Annotated in this window: 13 protein-coding genes; 6 read left to right on the top strand and 7 right to left on the bottom strand. The window is 65.0% G+C overall.

What is annotated here, in order from left to right:
- Nucleotides 1-20 precede the first annotated feature (20 nt).
- Complete coding sequence (locus tag RAD15_RS02135) at nt 21-1,517, bottom strand: CoA-acylating methylmalonate-semialdehyde dehydrogenase (protein WP_458173893.1); 1,497 nt, start codon at nt 1,515-1,517, stop codon at nt 21-23.
- Nucleotides 1,518-1,619: 102 nt separating this feature from the next.
- Between RAD15_RS02135 and RAD15_RS02130 the strand changes: the two genes are divergently transcribed.
- On the top strand, nt 1,620-2,528 hold the full coding sequence (locus RAD15_RS02130) for a LysR family transcriptional regulator (RefSeq protein ID WP_458173891.1): 909 nt from the start codon (nt 1,620-1,622) through the stop codon (nt 2,526-2,528).
- A 141-nt stretch (nt 2,529-2,669) separates the two neighbouring features.
- On the opposite strand, the gene RAD15_RS02125 is transcribed toward RAD15_RS02130, so the two are convergent.
- Both RAD15_RS02125 and RAD15_RS02120 read right to left on the bottom strand, forming a co-directional pair.
- On the bottom strand, nt 2,670-3,290 hold the full coding sequence (locus RAD15_RS02125; protein WP_458173889.1) for a TetR/AcrR family transcriptional regulator: 621 nt from the start codon (nt 3,288-3,290) through the stop codon (nt 2,670-2,672).
- Nucleotides 3,291-3,359: 69 nt separating this feature from the next.
- Nucleotides 3,360-3,890 (bottom strand): PaaI family thioesterase, encoded by a 531-nt coding sequence (locus tag RAD15_RS02120; protein ID WP_458173887.1) that lies wholly within the window; start codon nt 3,888-3,890, stop codon nt 3,360-3,362.
- 154 nt (nt 3,891-4,044) lie between these two features.
- Here RAD15_RS02120 and RAD15_RS02115 point away from each other — a divergent pair, with 154 nt between their 5' ends.
- The 3 genes from RAD15_RS02115 (at nt 4,045) to RAD15_RS02105 (ending at nt 7,722) form a co-directional block, all read left to right on the top strand.
- On the top strand, nt 4,045-4,815 hold the full coding sequence (locus RAD15_RS02115) for an enoyl-CoA hydratase (RefSeq protein WP_458173885.1): 771 nt from the start codon (nt 4,045-4,047) through the stop codon (nt 4,813-4,815).
- 300 nt (nt 4,816-5,115) lie between these two features.
- A complete protein-coding gene (locus RAD15_RS02110; protein WP_458173883.1) occupies nt 5,116-6,312 on the top strand; it encodes an acetyl-CoA C-acyltransferase in 1,197 nt (398 codons plus the stop codon).
- A 114-nt stretch (nt 6,313-6,426) separates the two neighbouring features.
- Nucleotides 6,427-7,722, top strand: a complete 1,296-nt coding sequence (locus tag RAD15_RS02105; RefSeq protein ID WP_458173881.1) for an MFS transporter — start codon at nt 6,427-6,429, stop codon at nt 7,720-7,722.
- Here the strand turns inward: RAD15_RS02105 and RAD15_RS02100 are convergent.
- From RAD15_RS02100 to RAD15_RS02090, 3 genes are all read right to left on the bottom strand, one after another.
- Nucleotides 7,719-9,098 (bottom strand): carbohydrate porin, encoded by a 1,380-nt coding sequence (locus RAD15_RS02100; protein ID WP_458173879.1) that lies wholly within the window; start codon nt 9,096-9,098, stop codon nt 7,719-7,721. The genes RAD15_RS02105 and RAD15_RS02100 overlap by 4 nt on opposite strands.
- Before the next feature lie 36 nt (nt 9,099-9,134).
- The gene (locus RAD15_RS02095) at nt 9,135-10,151 is read right to left on the bottom strand and encodes a transporter (RefSeq protein WP_458173878.1); all 1,017 of its coding nucleotides are present in this window, start codon (nt 10,149-10,151) and stop codon (nt 9,135-9,137) included.
- Between the two features lie 111 nt (nt 10,152-10,262).
- A complete protein-coding gene (locus tag RAD15_RS02090; RefSeq protein ID WP_458173877.1) occupies nt 10,263-11,045 on the bottom strand; it encodes an acetoacetate decarboxylase in 783 nt (260 codons plus the stop codon).
- 242 nt (nt 11,046-11,287) lie between these two features.
- On the opposite strand from RAD15_RS02090, the gene RAD15_RS02085 reads away from it, so the two are divergent.
- On the top strand, nt 11,288-12,463 hold the full coding sequence (locus tag RAD15_RS02085) for a patatin-like phospholipase family protein (RefSeq protein ID WP_458173876.1): 1,176 nt from the start codon (nt 11,288-11,290) through the stop codon (nt 12,461-12,463).
- Between the two features lie 347 nt (nt 12,464-12,810).
- On the opposite strand, the gene RAD15_RS02080 is transcribed toward RAD15_RS02085, so the two are convergent.
- Nucleotides 12,811-13,305 (bottom strand): hypothetical protein, encoded by a 495-nt coding sequence (locus RAD15_RS02080; protein ID WP_458173875.1) that lies wholly within the window; start codon nt 13,303-13,305, stop codon nt 12,811-12,813.
- A gap of 203 nt (nt 13,306-13,508) precedes the next feature.
- Between RAD15_RS02080 and RAD15_RS02075 the strand changes: the two genes are divergently transcribed.
- On the top strand, nt 13,509-14,984 hold the full coding sequence (locus RAD15_RS02075; RefSeq protein ID WP_458173874.1) for an FAD-binding oxidoreductase: 1,476 nt from the start codon (nt 13,509-13,511) through the stop codon (nt 14,982-14,984).
- The last annotated feature ends 13 nt before the right edge of the window (nt 14,985-14,997 follow it).

The following is a 14,997-nucleotide window of genomic DNA, read 5'->3' as shown; positions in this document are numbered from 1 at the left end:
GTGCCTCGCTCTAAAGAGGATTACTTCATCAGCGGGATCGAGAACTCCGCGCCTTCCTTGACGCCGGACGGCCAGCGCGAGGTCACCGTCTTGGTCTTGGTGTAGAAGCGGACCGAGTCCGGACCATGCTGGTTGAGATCGCCGAAGCCCGACTTCTTCCAGCCGCCGAAGGTGTAATAGGCGATCGGCACCGGGATCGGCACGTTGATGCCGACCATGCCGACGTTGACCTTGGCCGCGAAGTCGCGCGCAGCATCGCCGTCGCGGGTGAAGATGGCAACGCCGTTGCCGTAGTCATGCTCGGACGGCAGCGCCAGCGCTTCCTTATAGTCGTGCGCGCGCACGACCGAGAGCACCGGGCCAAAGATCTCTTCCTTGTAGATCCGCATGTCCTTGGTGACGTTGTCAAACAGCGAACCGCCGAGATAGAAGCCCTTCTCATAGCCCTGCATCTTGAAGCCGCGGCCGTCGACGGCGAGCGTTGCGCCTTCCTTGATGCCGATGTCGATGTAGCCCTTGACCTTCTCGACCGCCTCGCGCGTGACGAGCGGGCCGTAATCAGCGGACGGATCGATCGAGGTGCCGATCTTGAGGCTCTCGACGCGCGGGATCAGCTTTTCCATCAGCCGGTCGGCGGTGGACTTGCCGACGGGAACGGCGACGGAGACGGCCATGCAGCGCTCGCCGGCCGAGCCGTAGCCGGCGCCGATCAGCGCGTCCACGGCCTGGTCCATGTCGGCGTCCGGCATGATGATGGCGTGGTTCTTGGCGCCGCCAAAGCACTGGCAGCGCTTGCCGGTCTGGGCTGCGCGCTCATAGATGTACTGCGCGATCGGCGTGGAGCCGACGAAGCCGACGGCCTTGATATCGGGATCGTCGAGGATGGCGTCGACCGCTTCCTTGTCGCCGTTGACGACGTTGAGGATGCCGGCCGGAAGGCCCGCCTCGATCATGAGTTCAGCGAGCAGCATCGGCACGCCGGGATCGCGCTCCGACGGCTTGAGGATAAAGGCGTTGCCGCAGGCGATCGCCGGGGCAAACTTCCACATCGGAATCATCGCCGGGAAATTGAACGGCGTGATGCCGGCAACGACGCCGAGCGCCTGACGCATGGAATAGATGTCGATGCCGGGGCCGGCGCCTTCGGTGTACTCGCCCTTCATCAGATGCGGAATGCCGCAGGCGAACTCGGCGACCTCGAGGCCGCGCTGGATGTCACCCTTGGCGTCGGGAACGGTCTTGCCGTGCTCGCGGGCGAGCAGCTCGGCGAGCTTGTCGTAGTCGCGCTGAACCAGCTCGACGAATTTCATCATGACGCGGGCGCGGCGCTGCGGGTTGGTCGCAGCCCATTCCGGCTGGGCGGCACGGGCGTTCTCGACGGCGGCGCGGACCTCGGCCTTGGACGCCAGCGCCACCTTGGCCTGGACGTCACCGGTCATCGGCTCGAAAACGTCGGCGGTGCGGCCCGAGGTACCCTTGACCTCCTTGCCACCGATGAAATGTCCGACTGAACGCATGGAATGATCTCCTTTAGGCCGAGCGAGAACGCTTTGACAAATCCTATTGACCTGCATTTTATAGGATTCAAGTCTGAGATATTGCACCATAGATGTGCGAAAATGCTGGATCAAGGTAGCATCGACTGGGACGACTTTCGCTTCGTGCTGGCCATCGTGCGGGGCGGCTCGGTTTCGGCTGCGGCAAAACAGCTCGGGGTCGACCATGCCACGGTGATCCGCCGCGTGGATCGGCTGGAGAAGCACCTCTCGGCAAAACTGTTTGACCGGCGCAAGACCGGCTATCTCCTCACCGAGGCCGGCCAGCGCGTCGCCGACAGCGCAGAAGCCATGGAATCGACCATTGTCGCCAACCAGGAGCAGGTCGGTGGCTCCGTGGCGCGGCTGACCGGGACGGTGCGGATCGGCGCGCCCGACGGGTTCGGCACCGCCTTCCTGGCGCCGCGGCTGGCACCCTTCGCGGACCGCTACCCCGACCTCGATCTGCAACTTGTGGCCACCGCGCGGCTGTTCAGCCTCTCCAAGCGCGAGGCCGATATCGCGATCAGCCTGACCATGCCGAAGGAAGGCCGCATCGTCGGCCGCAAGCTGCTCGACTACCGCCTCGGGCTTTATGCAGCCCCCGCCTATCTCGACCGCTTCCCTGAAATTACCTCGCGGCAGGACCTGCCGCAGCACCGCTTCGTCGGCTACATCGAGGAGCTGCTATTCACGCCGGAGCTCGATTATCTGCCGCAGGTGTCGCCGCGGATTTCGGCGCGCTTCCGCAGCGCCAACCTGATCGCGCAGCTCAACGCCACGCTGTCAGGCTTCGGCATCGCGGTGCTGCCGCACTTCATGGCGAGCGACTATCCGCAGCTGGTGGCCGTGCTGCCCGAGGAGATCTCGATCACGCGGACGTTCTGGATGCTGATGCACGCCGACAGCAAGGACCTCGCGCGGATCAGGGCGGTAGCGGACTACATCGGCGAGATCGTGGAGCGCGAGCGGGCGTTGTTTGCGGGGCGGTGAGCACCGCTCTCGTAGGGTGGGCAAAGCAACGAGACGCGCGAATGCGCGGCTCGTAGCGTGCCCACCATGCCAGCCGCAATCGCGGAAGGATGGTGGGCACGGCGCAAGAGCGCCTTTGCCCACCCTACCGCACTACGGCAGCTAATTCTGCTTCGCCTTCTTCGCAGCCGTCACCTTCGGCTCGCGCTTCACGCCGCCCAGCGCGCTGTCCTTGCCCGCCTTCAACACCTCGTCGGACAGTTCGCTCGATCCGGCGACGCGCGCCAGCAGCATGGTGCCGGCCATCGTCGCCAGCGTCGCGATCGCCTGCTTGCGGGCGGCCTTGCGCGGCGTGTTCGGGATGTAATCCGCCATCATCTCGACCATCTCGTCGAGCTTGCCGGCGAACGCCTTCCGCGTCTTCGGGCTCTCGCGAGCGATCTCGGCACCCAGCGCGGGAATCGAGCAGCCATGGCCGGGATTGTCGCGATGCAGCGCCGAGAGATAGGCCTCTGCGATCAGCGCCAGCCGCTTTTCCGGAGAGACCTCGTCCGTGATCTTGCGCCAGTGCTCCATCGAGCGGTCCATCGCATAACCGAAGGCCTCGATCACCAGCGCCTCGCGGGAGTCGAAATGCGCATAGAAGCCGCCATGGGTCAGGCCCGCCTCCTTCATGAGGTCGGCGACGCCGATGCCATGGGCCCCCTTCTCGCGCAGTCGCACGGAGGCCTTCTTCACGATCCGGTCGTGGGTTTCCTGCTTGTGTTCCCGGGAGTAGCGCATGCGTTTCTCATTGGATGTCGGAGATCATCTCATAACACAGAAATGGACCAGGCGGTGAATTAAATCATGTTAAGTTGTTGCGCCGAGCATGGAAAAGGTTGCAGTTGCATGGACCGCGAGCGCCCCCTTGCCGTCGCGCACAAAACCCTCGGTGTAGCTGGTCTGGCGCCCCAGCTTGATCACCTTCCCTTCGGCCGAGATCAGCCCGGAACGAACCGACAGCGGGCGCAGGAAGGTCATTTTCAGGTCGAGCGTCACCGATGACTGCCCGGCCTCAAGCCGGGTCGAGATCGCGCATCCCATGGCGGTATCGATCAGCGCCGCGGCGGTCGCGCCATGCAGCAGGCCAATGGTATTTTCCAGATCCTCGCGCGGCTCCAGTTCCATGACGATCCGGCCCGGCTCGACCACGGCCATGGTGAAGCCGATCAGCTTTGCGAAGGGCGGCGGCGGCAGCCAGCCGTCGCGAATGCCGAGCATGGCATCCATGCCGGACAAACCCATGGCGATTTTCGCAACCGGCGCAGGAACCTGCCAGTCCACCACGCGCTTGCGCTTTTGCGCGGGCGAAAACAGATCGGGTCGATCGACGTCGGTCATGGCCGCCTCTTTGAATGATATTTATCATACTATTTCGCGGATTTCGCGCAGGCAACTCCGTCTTCTCCGCGCTTGACACGCAGAGCATTTCGGCCCGGAAATGATCCCGACCGGCGCGCCTCGCACCTGTCCACGAAACCTCCGAGATCCCAAAATGGAAATGCTCAACAACCACTGCGGCGTGTCGCGCGATGCGCGCGGCGTCGTTCATGTCGCGATCTGCAACGCCGGCCCGCTGAATATCCTGGGCTCGCCCGTGACCGACGCGGTGCGCGAAGGCCTCCAGCAGCTCGGCGCCGACCGCGGCATCCGCGTCGTGGTGCTGCGCGGCCAGAGCGAGAAGAGCATGATCGGCGGCGCTGACATCAAGGAGATGGCCGGGCTCGACCAGACATCGGCCGAAGCCTTCATCAGCCGCCTGCGCGATCTCTGCGAGGCCGTGCGCCAGTTCCCCGCGCCCGTGATCGCGCGCATGCCCGGCTGGTGCCTCGGCGGCGGGCTCGAAGTCGCCGCCGCCTGCGACTTCCGGATCGCCGCGCACGACGCGCATTTCGGCATGCCGGAGGTCCGCGTCGGCATCCCCTCGGTGATCCATGCAGCCCTGCTGCCGCGCCTGACCGGCTGGGCCCGCGCGCGCTGGCTGGTGATGACCGCGGAGAACATCGACGCGCCGACGGCGCTGGCCTGGGGCCTGGTCGACAAGGTCGCGCCGGCAGGCGGCCTGGATGCGGAGATCGAGCACCTGGTGAAGGCCTTGCTCGAATGCGGCCCCGAGGCGCTGCGCTCGCAAAAGGCGCTGCTGCGGCAATGGGAGGAATTGCCGCTGACGGAGTCGGTGAACCTCAGCGTCAAGGTGTTCGGCGAATCGTTCCTGACCGACGAGCCGACGCGGCTGATGCAGGCGTTCGTGAACAGGAAGCGGTAGGTCCGCCCCAACAACGGTGCCATGCCCCGCGCAGGCGGGGCATCCAGTACGCCGCGGCTTCTCGAGTCGTCACAACTATCACGGAGTACTGGATCGCCCGCCTTCGCGGGCGATGACAGCGTCGTTTGGAGCAGCAGTTGCGCTGACGTCGGAATACCGGCGTCGCCACCTCCTCCAATCGAACGAGCAAATCTCATCCGAACCACGACAATTTCTCATGCCCCGCGCGGTTGCATTTTTTGCGCCGCATCATATGATGGATATAATATTAATCACCCATCATCGCCAGGGAGTTTTGTCATGGCCGAAGCCGCCGATCCCGTCGTCATCGTCTCCGCCGCCCGTACCCCGCTCGGCCGCTTCATGGGCGAGCTGTCGCCGCTCCCCGCGCACAAGCTCGGATCGCATGTGATCGGGGCTGCTCTGGAGCGCGCCAAGCTCGCGCCCGAGAAGGTCGACGAGGTCCTCATGGGCTGCGTGCTGCCGGCAGGACAAGGCCAGGCACCGGCACGCCAGGCCGCGCGTGCAGCGGGTCTCCCGGATGCCACCGGTGCGACCACCGTCAACAAGGTTTGCGGCTCCGGCATGAAGGCCACCATGCTGGCGCACGACATCATTCGCGCCGGCTCGGCCGAGATCGTCGTCTCAGGCGGCATGGAGAGCATGAGCAACGCGCCTTATCTCCTCGCAAAGGCGCGCGGCGGCTATCGTGCCGGCCACGACCGCATCATCGACCACATGATGATGGACGGCCTCGAAGACGCCTACGAGACCGGGCGCTCCATGGGCGATTTCGGCGAGGCCACCGCGGAGGCCTATCAGTTCACCCGCAAGGACCAGGACGCCTACGCGATGGAGACGCTGAGCCGCGCCCGCAAGGCGGTCGAGGGCGGCGCGTTCAAGGCCGAGATCGCACCGATCACGCTGACCGAGAAGGCCGGTCCGCGCATCATCGCCAATGACGAACATCCGCTGAAGGTCGATCCTGCCAAAATTCCCGGGCTGAAGCCGGCGTTCCGCGCCAACGGCACCATCACGCCGGCCGCCTCCTCTGCGAATGCCGACGGCGCCGCCGCGCTGGTGCTGACCAAGCGCTCGCTGGCCGATCGGGGCGGCCTGCCCGTTCTCGCCGAGATCAAGGGCCACGCCACCCACAGCCAGGAGCCGCAATGGTTCACCACGGCGCCGATCCCGGCGATCCGCAAGCTGCTCGACAAGGTCGGCTGGGCTGCCTCCGATGTCGACCTGTTCGAGATCAACGAGGCCTTTGCCGTGGTGGCGATGGCGGCACAGCGCGATCTCGGCATTCCCCGCGACAAGCTGAACGTCAATGGCGGCGCCTGCGCGCTTGGACATCCCATCGGCGCCACCGGCGCGCGGCTGATCGTGACGCTGCTGCACGCGCTCGAGGCGAACAATCTCAAGCGCGGCGTCGCGGCGCTCTGCATTGGCGGCGGCGAAGCCACGGCGATCGCGGTGGAGCGGCCGGCTCGCTGAGCCGCCAATGTCCGAAATTGAGGGAAGTCTGACATTTTAGACTTCCCGTTCCTGTGCCAGATTGCAACGATGATGCGGGTCTCCCTGGGGCTCGCCAACCAAGATTGAGGCCCAATGATCTCGAACCGGCTCGCAGCAGCGCTTTCCCGCCGCAACATCCACTACGGCTGGGTGATGGTGGGCGTCACCTTCCTCGCCGCGCTGATCAGCGCCGGCACGGTCGGCGCACCCGGTGTATTCATCGTCCCGCTTCAGAAAGAGTTCGGCTGGAGCACGGCGCAGATCTCCTCCGCGCTGTCGATCCGCTTCATCCTGTTCGGGCTGATGGCGCCGTTCGCCGCCGCCCTGCTCAACCGCTACGGCCTGCGCAACGTGACACTCACCGCGCAGCTGATCGTGGTCTCGGCGCTCGTGCTCTCGCTCGGCATGACCGAGGTCTGGCAGCTCGTGGCCTTGTGGGGCGTCGTGATCGGGATCGGCACCGGCATGACCGCGCTGGTGCTGGGCGCGACGATCGCCACGCGCTGGTTCGCGGCACGCCGCGGCCTCGTCATCGGCATCATGACGGCGAGCGTCGCGACCGGCCAACTCGTATTCCTGCCGCTGCTCGCAAGCCTCACCGAACGCTTCGGCTGGCGGCTCGCGCTCGGCTTCGTCTGCATCATGCTCGGCGTATCCGCACTCGCCGTGCTGCTCGCGATGCGCGACCGGCCGAGCGACGTGGGCTTGCGTCCCTTTGGCGATGAGGGCACCGAGCCCCTGCCCGCCCCGCCCGTGAGCCACGGCTCGATCACGGGCGTGGCGCTCGGCACGCTGCGCGACGCCTCGAAGTCGAGCGCGTTCTGGATCCTGTTCGCGACCTTCTTCGTCTGCGGCGCCTCGACCAACGGCCTCGTCCAGGTCCACCTGATCCCGATGTGCCTCGATTTCGGCATCCCGCAGGTGCAGGCTGCCAGCCTGCTCGCCGCAATGGGCATCTTCGACTTCTTCGGCACCATCATGTCGGGCTGGCTGTCGGACCGCTACGACAACCGCTATCTGCTGTTCTGGTACTACGGCCTGCGCGGGCTCTCGCTGATCTTCCTGCCGTTCAGCGATTTCTCGTTCTACGGCCTGTCGATCTTCGCGATGTTCTACGGCCTCGACTGGATCGCCACCGTGCCGCCCACGGTCCGCCTCACCGCGCAAAAATTCGGACCCGAGCGCGCCAACCTGGTGTTCGGCTGGATCTTTGCCGGCCATCAGCTCGGCGCCGGCGCCGCAGCGTTCGGCGCCGGTTTCTCGCGGACGGTCTATCAGAGCTACCTGCCCGCCTTCTTTATCGCCGGTGCGCTCTGCGTGTTCGCCTCGTTGATCGTGCTGGCGCTGTCGCGGCAACCGAAACTACAGCCGGCGGCGGCCTCGGCCTAGTACCTGATCGTGGTGGTGACGCCGAACACTGCGGCGTCACCGATCCGCGAAACACCGCTCGGATCATTCGGATTCGGGATGCCGCCCGACGGGCGGAACACGTACTGGAAGTAAGGCGCCACCAGCCAGCCCGGCTTGATATGCGCCTCGTAGATCATCTCGATCAGCGTCTCGTTGCTTCGCACGGGACTCTGGATGTCTGTGAAGAATTGCGTGTCGCGATCGAGATTGCGCGCGGTGTTCGATATCCGCATATAGGCCGCCGCCACGCCGAAGCGGTCGAGCGGACGGCCCGGAACGAAGCCGACAAAGCCGATGCCGCCGTCGAGATAAAGATCGATCAGGTTGCGGTCCGGCGGGCTGTAGGCGATGCGGCCGAACGCGGTGACCCCCGGCAGCGAGGCCGATGTGGTGTTGTCCTTGACCTCCGGCGGGCGGTAGAGCACCTGCTCGATGACGGCGAAGATGCCGTAGTTGCCGCGCAGCTTTGCCGGAATGCCGCTTCCGCTGGGGTTCGAGATCGACAGGCCCTCTGCCGTAAACCGCTGGCTGTCGAACGGGCCATAGTGCTTCCAGGCGCCCGGCGTGAAATTGCCGGCGAGTGGACGGCCGCCGATATCAATGTCGTAGTTGAAGCGGACCTGCCCGATCACCCACGGCGGATCGTTGACGCGGAACGCCAGGCCATGATGATCGCGAATCTGCGGATCGGCATCGCCCGGCCCTGACGGATCGCCGTTGAACACTGCGCCGAACGCAGTGATCTGGTCCGACAGCGCGGCCTTGATGCGAATGCCGGGCACCGCGATCGGCGGCGCCGGGCCGCCGGCCGGGAGGTTGCTCGCCTTGATCGCCGGCCAGCCGAAGGTGCCGTTGATGAAGAGGTCGTCGGTCTGGCTGTCGAAGAACTCGACGTCCGCCGCCTGCTGGCCGGCCCTGATGTTCAGGCGGTCATTGAAGAAGCTCTGCTCGAAATAGGCGTTGTAGAGCCGCTGGTCCGGCAGCGCCTCGATCTCGCTGATGGTCGCGAGGTTCATCACGTAGTTGCGGCTGAGCCCGCGGCCGTAGATCACGAACGCATTGGCGTAGAAGCGGCCGCCGGTCCAGCCGACCAGCTTGTCGAGATCGGCATCGACCGACAGATCGAGGCGGCCGAAATGGATCGCGCCGCGCTTAACGCCGCCGGAGACGTTGGCGATGTTGTCAGCGATGTAGGTGGCGCCGAAATTGAGGCCCTTGTTGGCGAGCCCGTCATGCCACTCGTTGAACCATTTTGGCGCCAGCCATTCGGCCGCGCTCTCGTCCTTGGCGCCGGCGAGCGCATTCGTGCCGGCCACCGTGCACGCCAGCGCAATTGCGGCCGCGCGTCGCAACATGGATTGATGGGCACGCCAACTCACAATCGACGCACGCTATTTGAAAATGCCCGTGCGCCGCATGAAGAGATAGGCCGCACCGACCGAGGAGGCCATCAGCACCGCGGCCCAGAGGAATCCGCTCTCGACATCGGTGAGCGGCAGGCCCTTGGTGTTCATGCCGAAGATGCCGGAGATCAGCGTCGGCGGCAAGAGCAGCGAGGTGACGATCGAGAGCGTGTGGAGGTGCTTGTTGCTCTCCTCCTCGTTCTTGAAGCGCAGCTCCTCTTCGAGCAGCCGGCTGCGCTCGCGGAGCTCGACGATGTCATGATCGAGCCCGTCCAGGCGCTGCGCGAGCTTGCCGGCCTGGATCCGCAATGCGGGTGAGAGATGATCGGTGTCCTTCTGGTCGAGGCGATGAAACAGCACGCGCAGGCCGGTGAGCTGGCGATGCAGCCTGACGCAGGTCCGGCGCAGCCGGCCGAGCGTGCGCCGCATCTCCGGCTTGGCCTCCTCGGCGAGAATCCGTTCCTCGATGCCGTCGATCTCCTGCCCGAGCTTGTCGGCCATCCGATCCAGCGTGTCGGCGACCTCGTCGACGATCTTCTCCAGGAGATGGGCGACATTGTCGACGCGGTAGCCGCCTTCGAGCACGCGGCGCGTGGCGTCCGCCGAACACAGTGCCTGATGGCGGCCGCTGATCAGCAGCCGCTCGGTCATGGCAAAGCGCAGGAACGCGGTCTCCTCCGTCGGGCTGTCGATCTCGCGCACGAGGTCGGAGAACACGCCGTAGACGCAGTGATCGATGACGTGAAGCTGCTGGAACGTGTCGTTGGACAGCAACAGCTCGCGCGCGAGCGGCGGCAGCTGCGACGATGCGATCCACGGCCGCGCGCGCGTATCCGTGAGATTGAAATGCAGCCAGAGCCGGCCGTCATGGATGAACTCGATCGGCTGGTCGATCGGCAGCGCCTCGGCGCTGCCGTCGCTGTGCAGCCGGAACGCCCAGACCAGTCCGGGGACGGCGGGCACAGTCTCCGATATCGCGCTGACAAGCTTCGCCGGCTCGGCCATGGCCAACCTCAACCGTCAACAAGATGCCCGTACCCGGAAGATGGCTGACGGCATCTTCCGGACCCACGCGGGTACTGAATTACGGCTCTGTTACAGTTTGATGATGACGCCCTACTCCGCCGCCAGCCCCGTCGCGGCCGCCGCCTCGGCTTCCCTGACGTAGTCGTGCACCACGCGGCCGAACGGCAGCGTCAGGTCGGCGATGTAATGGTGCGCGCCGAGGCAGCGGCGGACCGGGAAATCGGCAATTGGCGCATTGACGTGCGGCACCAGATGCAGCCGGCCCGGTCCCATCCAGGAGCCCTTCGGCACGATGTCGATCAGGTTGATCGCGACCAGCTGGCAGATCTCGAGGCGGCCATCGACGCCCGGGATCATCTTCAGATTGATCTGCGTCTTCGAGAGCGTGGCGCGGGTGAGATCGCCGTTGCCGGCCATGCTCTCGTGCTTGTAGCCCATCGTGCCCATGGCGACGAGCTGGCCGGCATATTCCAGCGTGCCCGTCAGCGTGTCCTTGACGATCTCGAGTTTCGGATGGGCGTATTTCTTGGGAAAGCCCCAGATCTCGCGCCCCGCAGCGATCGGCGGATCGTCGTCCAGATACATCTGCGAGACGAAGTTCACCTCCTCGCCATTGAGACGCGCGGGGATGACGAGGCCGGATTCGGTGTAGCTGCCGAAGCCGGAGGAGTCAGGCATCCTGATCCATTCGTAGTGCACGATCGGCTGGTCGATCGGCTCCAGCGGCTCGGGCAGACCGGCGCGGATCAGATCCGGATCGGTCTCGTAGGTGATGACCAGGAATTCGCGGTTGACGAAGCGATAGGGCCCGGACGGATAGCTCGGCCCCGCGGCGGGCATGGACGGAAGTCTCAACACGTCTTCACTGCGCATCGCGACTCTCCTGTGTGATGCTGGTGTGATGCCCGGCAGCTTCAAGCCTGATGCTAGCTGGCTTAAGGCAAATTGCTAGCCAGCGTCATTGACCGAGATGTGATGAATTTCCGTCAGGCGCGTGACCGCCCCGCCATTCCCGCCGTAGCTGAGCTGCATGCGGACGATGCATCGGCGCCGAAATTGTCATCACGCCGTCACCGCCGGACGCAATCGTTGGATTGAAAGCTGGAGGCATCGCCATGGACGCCCGCACGTCGCAGCCGACATATCAAACGCATCAGCCGCCCGCGCGGGGCTGGCGGCCGGAGCGCTGCGATCGCGTCGCGCTGGTGCTGCAGGGCGGCGGCGCACTCGGCGCCTACCAGGCCGGCGTCTACCAGGCGCTGCACGAGGCCGGCATCGAGCCCGACTGGGTCTGCGGCGTCTCGATCGGCGCGATCAACTCCGCCATCATCGCCGGCAACAGGCCGGAGAACCGGCTGGAGGCGCTGCGCATCTTCTGGGAGCGCATCACCAACCGCAAGATCTGGCACTACACACCTGACGGCGACATCTTCCGCCAGTGGCGCAATCTCACCAGCGCCTGGATGACGTCGGCGATGGGCCAGCCCGGCTTCTTCACCCCGCATCAGGTCAATCCGTGGCTCAGCCCGGTCGGCGCGCGGACTGCGACCAGCTATTACGACACGATGCCGCTGAGGGAGAGCCTGCTCGAGCTCGTCGACTTCGACCTCATCAACGAGAAGAAGGTCCGCTTCGCGGTCGGCGCGGTGAACGTGCTCTCGGGCAACTTCATCTATTTCGACAATTCCCATGACGAGATCGAGCCGGAGCACATCATGGCCTCCGGCGCCCTGCCCCCGGCGCTGCCGATGGTGCGGATCGGCACCGATCATTTCTGGGACGGCGGCATCGTCTCCAACACGCCGCTGCAGCATCTGCTCGACCAGGAGGATTCGCTCAACTCGCTGGTGTTCCAGGTCGACCTGTTCAGCGCGCGTGGCGTGCTGCCGCGCTCGATCCAGGACGTGATGGCCCGCCACAAGGACATCATGTATTCCTCGCGCACGCGCCACAACACCGACGTCTATCGCCGCACCCACAATCTCAAGGTCCTGCTCCACAAGGCGCTGGCGAAGCTCCCCGACGAGCAGCTCTCGGAGGAAGAGCGCAAGCTGAAGGCGAGCCTGTGCCACATGCCGGAGATCGCGATCCTGCATCTGATCTACCAGCAGAAGGCCTATGAGGGCGACGCCAAGGACCACGAATTCTCGGGTACCTCGATGCGCGAGCACTGGACGAGCGGCTACGAGGACACCAAGCGCACGCTGAAGCGCCGCGACTGGATCAAGATGCCGGAGGAAGGCATGGGCCTCGTGGTGCACGACGTGCACCGGGAGACGGAGAGCGCCTGAGGGAAGCCTCGGCCATGGCGCTCAAAACAAAAAGTGCGAAAACAACCCCATGCACAGTAGCCGGGGCGTGGTAGTTCAATGACTTAGCCCGTGCCATCCGCAAGGACGTTTGACACGTCGGGCAAAACACCGGCATAATGCCATCATCCCAACAACCCTCACCGCTCGGTCGGATGTGCATGCCGCAAGCCGCGGTCATGTCTGCGGCCGAACGCGCGCTGGTCATCAAGATGCCCAGGCCGCGCCAAAGCATGATCTGGAAAAGCGCGCGTGCTTGAACAACAGCCCAAACCGTGATGACGATTCATCCTGATCGCATCGCGCTTTGAGACAATGATTGTCGGGGCCTACTTCGCTTCCTTGTTCAATTCGATCGCGACCTCCGACATCCAGGATCCCGGCGCTTCCATCAGGAACGACTGATGATTGCTTTTGGTCTGGATCGTCACCAGCGCGGCCACGGTGTTTCCTTCAATGCGCGCTTCGATCAGGCCGTCTTTGTTCGTGCCGTAGACCTTGCCGCCCTGCCGGTACTCACTCTCGAACCAGTTGCCCGAGAGATCGGTCCCGCTCTGCTCGATGTTCGCGGACAGGACCATCTTGTAGGCGTCGCTGGCGCAGCGCAGGTCGAGGCTCACGGACCGTCCGGGCCTGGTGATGTTGTACGCCACCTTGCAACGGACCTTCTCACGCGGGCCGTCCGACGGCTTCATCGTGCCGATACCCGACCAAGTGCCTCCAAGACTGTCGAACACCGGCTCTGCACACACCGGGTTGATGCTGGCGAGCACCAGGCAGGCCGCGCCTGCGCCGAGACGTGCGGCCAAAGAGTTCAATCGCATTCTGTTAGTCCCGATCCATAAAGTCTGGGACCCCTCCTAGGCCGAGACAGCCGCAAGATGTTGGCGAAGATGTTGAGAAATGTTGCGGGAGATTGTCCTGGTGTTACCGATATTGCCGTTAGACTCCCCGCCGCAAACGTGGACAATGCGGCCCAAGCGCTTCATGCGCGCAGTGCACACCAAGATGCGCCAGAGGAAACAAAATGCCGGCTGCCGGTCCGTCGTCCGAACCCATCATCCCGACCGTTCCCTTGACCGCCCAGCTGCGCGATGCGTTGCGCGCGATCGTCGGCGGGAAAGGCCTCATCGAGGACGAGCACGGCAAGCAGCCCTTCGTGACGGACTGGCGGGGATTGCTGATCGGCGGCGCCGGCGCCGTCGTTCGTCCTGGCAGCACGGAGGAGGTCTCGAAAGTGGTCCGGCTCTGCCATGAGCACGGGGTCGCGATCGTGCCGCAGGGCGGCAACACCGGCCTGATGGGCGGGGCAACGCCATGGCCTGCGCACACCGGCATCGTGTTGTCGCTCGGCCGCATGAACCGCGTGCTGGACGTCGATACCGTCGGCTATTCGATGACGGTCGAGGCCGGCTGCGTGCTGCAGACGCTGCAGGAGACCGCGGCCGGGCACGACCGGTTCCTGCCGCTCAGCCTTGGTGCCCAGGGCTCATGCATGATCGGCGGCAATCTGTCGACCAACGCCGGCGGCGTGCAGGTGCTGCGCTACGGCAATGCCCGCAACCTCGTCCTGGGGCTCGAGGTCGTGTTGCCCAACGGCGATGTCTGGGACGGGCTGCGTGCGCTGAAGAAGGACAACACGGGCTATGACCTCAAGCACCTCTTCATGGGCGCCGAAGGTACGCTCGGCATCATTACCAAGGCGGTCCTCAAGCTATGGCCGGCGCCGAAGGACGTCTGCACGGCGTGGCTGGCTGTCCGCGATCCGCGCGCGGCGCTGGAGATCCTGTCCGAAGGCCACGCGGCATCCGGGGACAATGTCGGCTCCTGCGAGCTGATGAGCCGCGCCGCCATCGACATGGTGCTGCGCCACATTCCCGGCACCCAGGATCCGCTGAGGGCGGACACGCCATGGTTCCTCCTGCTGGAATGGTCGTCCTCGCGGGCGCGCCAGGACGGGACCGACGGCATGTCCGAGAAGATGGAGCAGTTTCTCGCCGATCAACTCGAGGCCGGCCGCGTGCTCGACGCGGCGATCGCTCACACGGGAGCTCAATCGCGCAACATGTGGCGCATCCGCGAAGGTGTCGCCGAAGCCTCTCGCGCCGAGGGACCGGGGCTGAGCTACGACGTGTCGGTCGCCATCTCCAAAATTCCGGAGTTCATCGACGTCGGGCTCAGGGCCGTGCTCGATATTCTCCCGAGCATTCGCCCCTACCCTTTGGGACACATCGGCGACGGCAATCTGCACTTTTCGTTCATGGGACCGAAAGGCATGGACCAGCAGACGCTGACCCAATACTCGGCCGCCATCACGCGGGCCGTGAACGATCTCATCACCTCCATGGGCGGCTCGATCTCGGCCGAGCACGGCATCGGCAGCGACAAGCTCGACGAGCTCAGCCACTATCGCTCGAAGACCGAGCTCGACATCATGCGAACCATCAAGCGTGCGCTCGATCCGCAGAACATCATGAATCCCGGGAAGGTGCTGCGGGTCTGATCGACGTCGGCCC

It is taken from the genome of Bradyrhizobium sp. 14AA (assembly GCF_054185205.1).
The sequence above is the reverse complement of the archived record's forward strand: the minus strand, read 5'-3'. Positions and strand labels throughout refer to the sequence as shown.

Excerpts from the sequence above, each read along its gene's own strand:
- RAD15_RS02135 (WP_458173893.1), bottom strand. The coding sequence starts at position 1,517 with ATGCGTTCAGTCGGACATTTCATCGGTGGCAAGGAGGTCAAGGGTACC.
- RAD15_RS02130 (WP_458173891.1), top strand. The coding sequence starts at position 1,620 with ATGCTGGATCAAGGTAGCATCGACTGGGACGACTTTCGCTTCGTGCTG.
- RAD15_RS02125 (WP_458173889.1), bottom strand. The coding sequence starts at position 3,290 with ATGCGCTACTCCCGGGAACACAAGCAGGAAACCCACGACCGGATCGTG.
- RAD15_RS02120 (WP_458173887.1), bottom strand. The coding sequence starts at position 3,890 with ATGACCGACGTCGATCGACCCGATCTGTTTTCGCCCGCGCAAAAGCGC.
- RAD15_RS02115 (WP_458173885.1), top strand. The coding sequence starts at position 4,045 with ATGGAAATGCTCAACAACCACTGCGGCGTGTCGCGCGATGCGCGCGGC.
- RAD15_RS02110 (WP_458173883.1), top strand. The coding sequence starts at position 5,116 with ATGGCCGAAGCCGCCGATCCCGTCGTCATCGTCTCCGCCGCCCGTACC.
- RAD15_RS02105 (WP_458173881.1), top strand. The coding sequence starts at position 6,427 with ATGATCTCGAACCGGCTCGCAGCAGCGCTTTCCCGCCGCAACATCCAC.
- RAD15_RS02100 (WP_458173879.1), bottom strand. The coding sequence starts at position 9,098 with ATGTTGCGACGCGCGGCCGCAATTGCGCTGGCGTGCACGGTGGCCGGC.
- RAD15_RS02095 (WP_458173878.1), bottom strand. The coding sequence starts at position 10,151 with ATGGCCGAGCCGGCGAAGCTTGTCAGCGCGATATCGGAGACTGTGCCC.
- RAD15_RS02090 (WP_458173877.1), bottom strand. The coding sequence starts at position 11,045 with ATGCGCAGTGAAGACGTGTTGAGACTTCCGTCCATGCCCGCCGCGGGG.
- RAD15_RS02085 (WP_458173876.1), top strand. The coding sequence starts at position 11,288 with ATGGACGCCCGCACGTCGCAGCCGACATATCAAACGCATCAGCCGCCC.
- RAD15_RS02080 (WP_458173875.1), bottom strand. The coding sequence starts at position 13,305 with ATGCGATTGAACTCTTTGGCCGCACGTCTCGGCGCAGGCGCGGCCTGC.
- RAD15_RS02075 (WP_458173874.1), top strand. The coding sequence starts at position 13,509 with ATGCCGGCTGCCGGTCCGTCGTCCGAACCCATCATCCCGACCGTTCCC.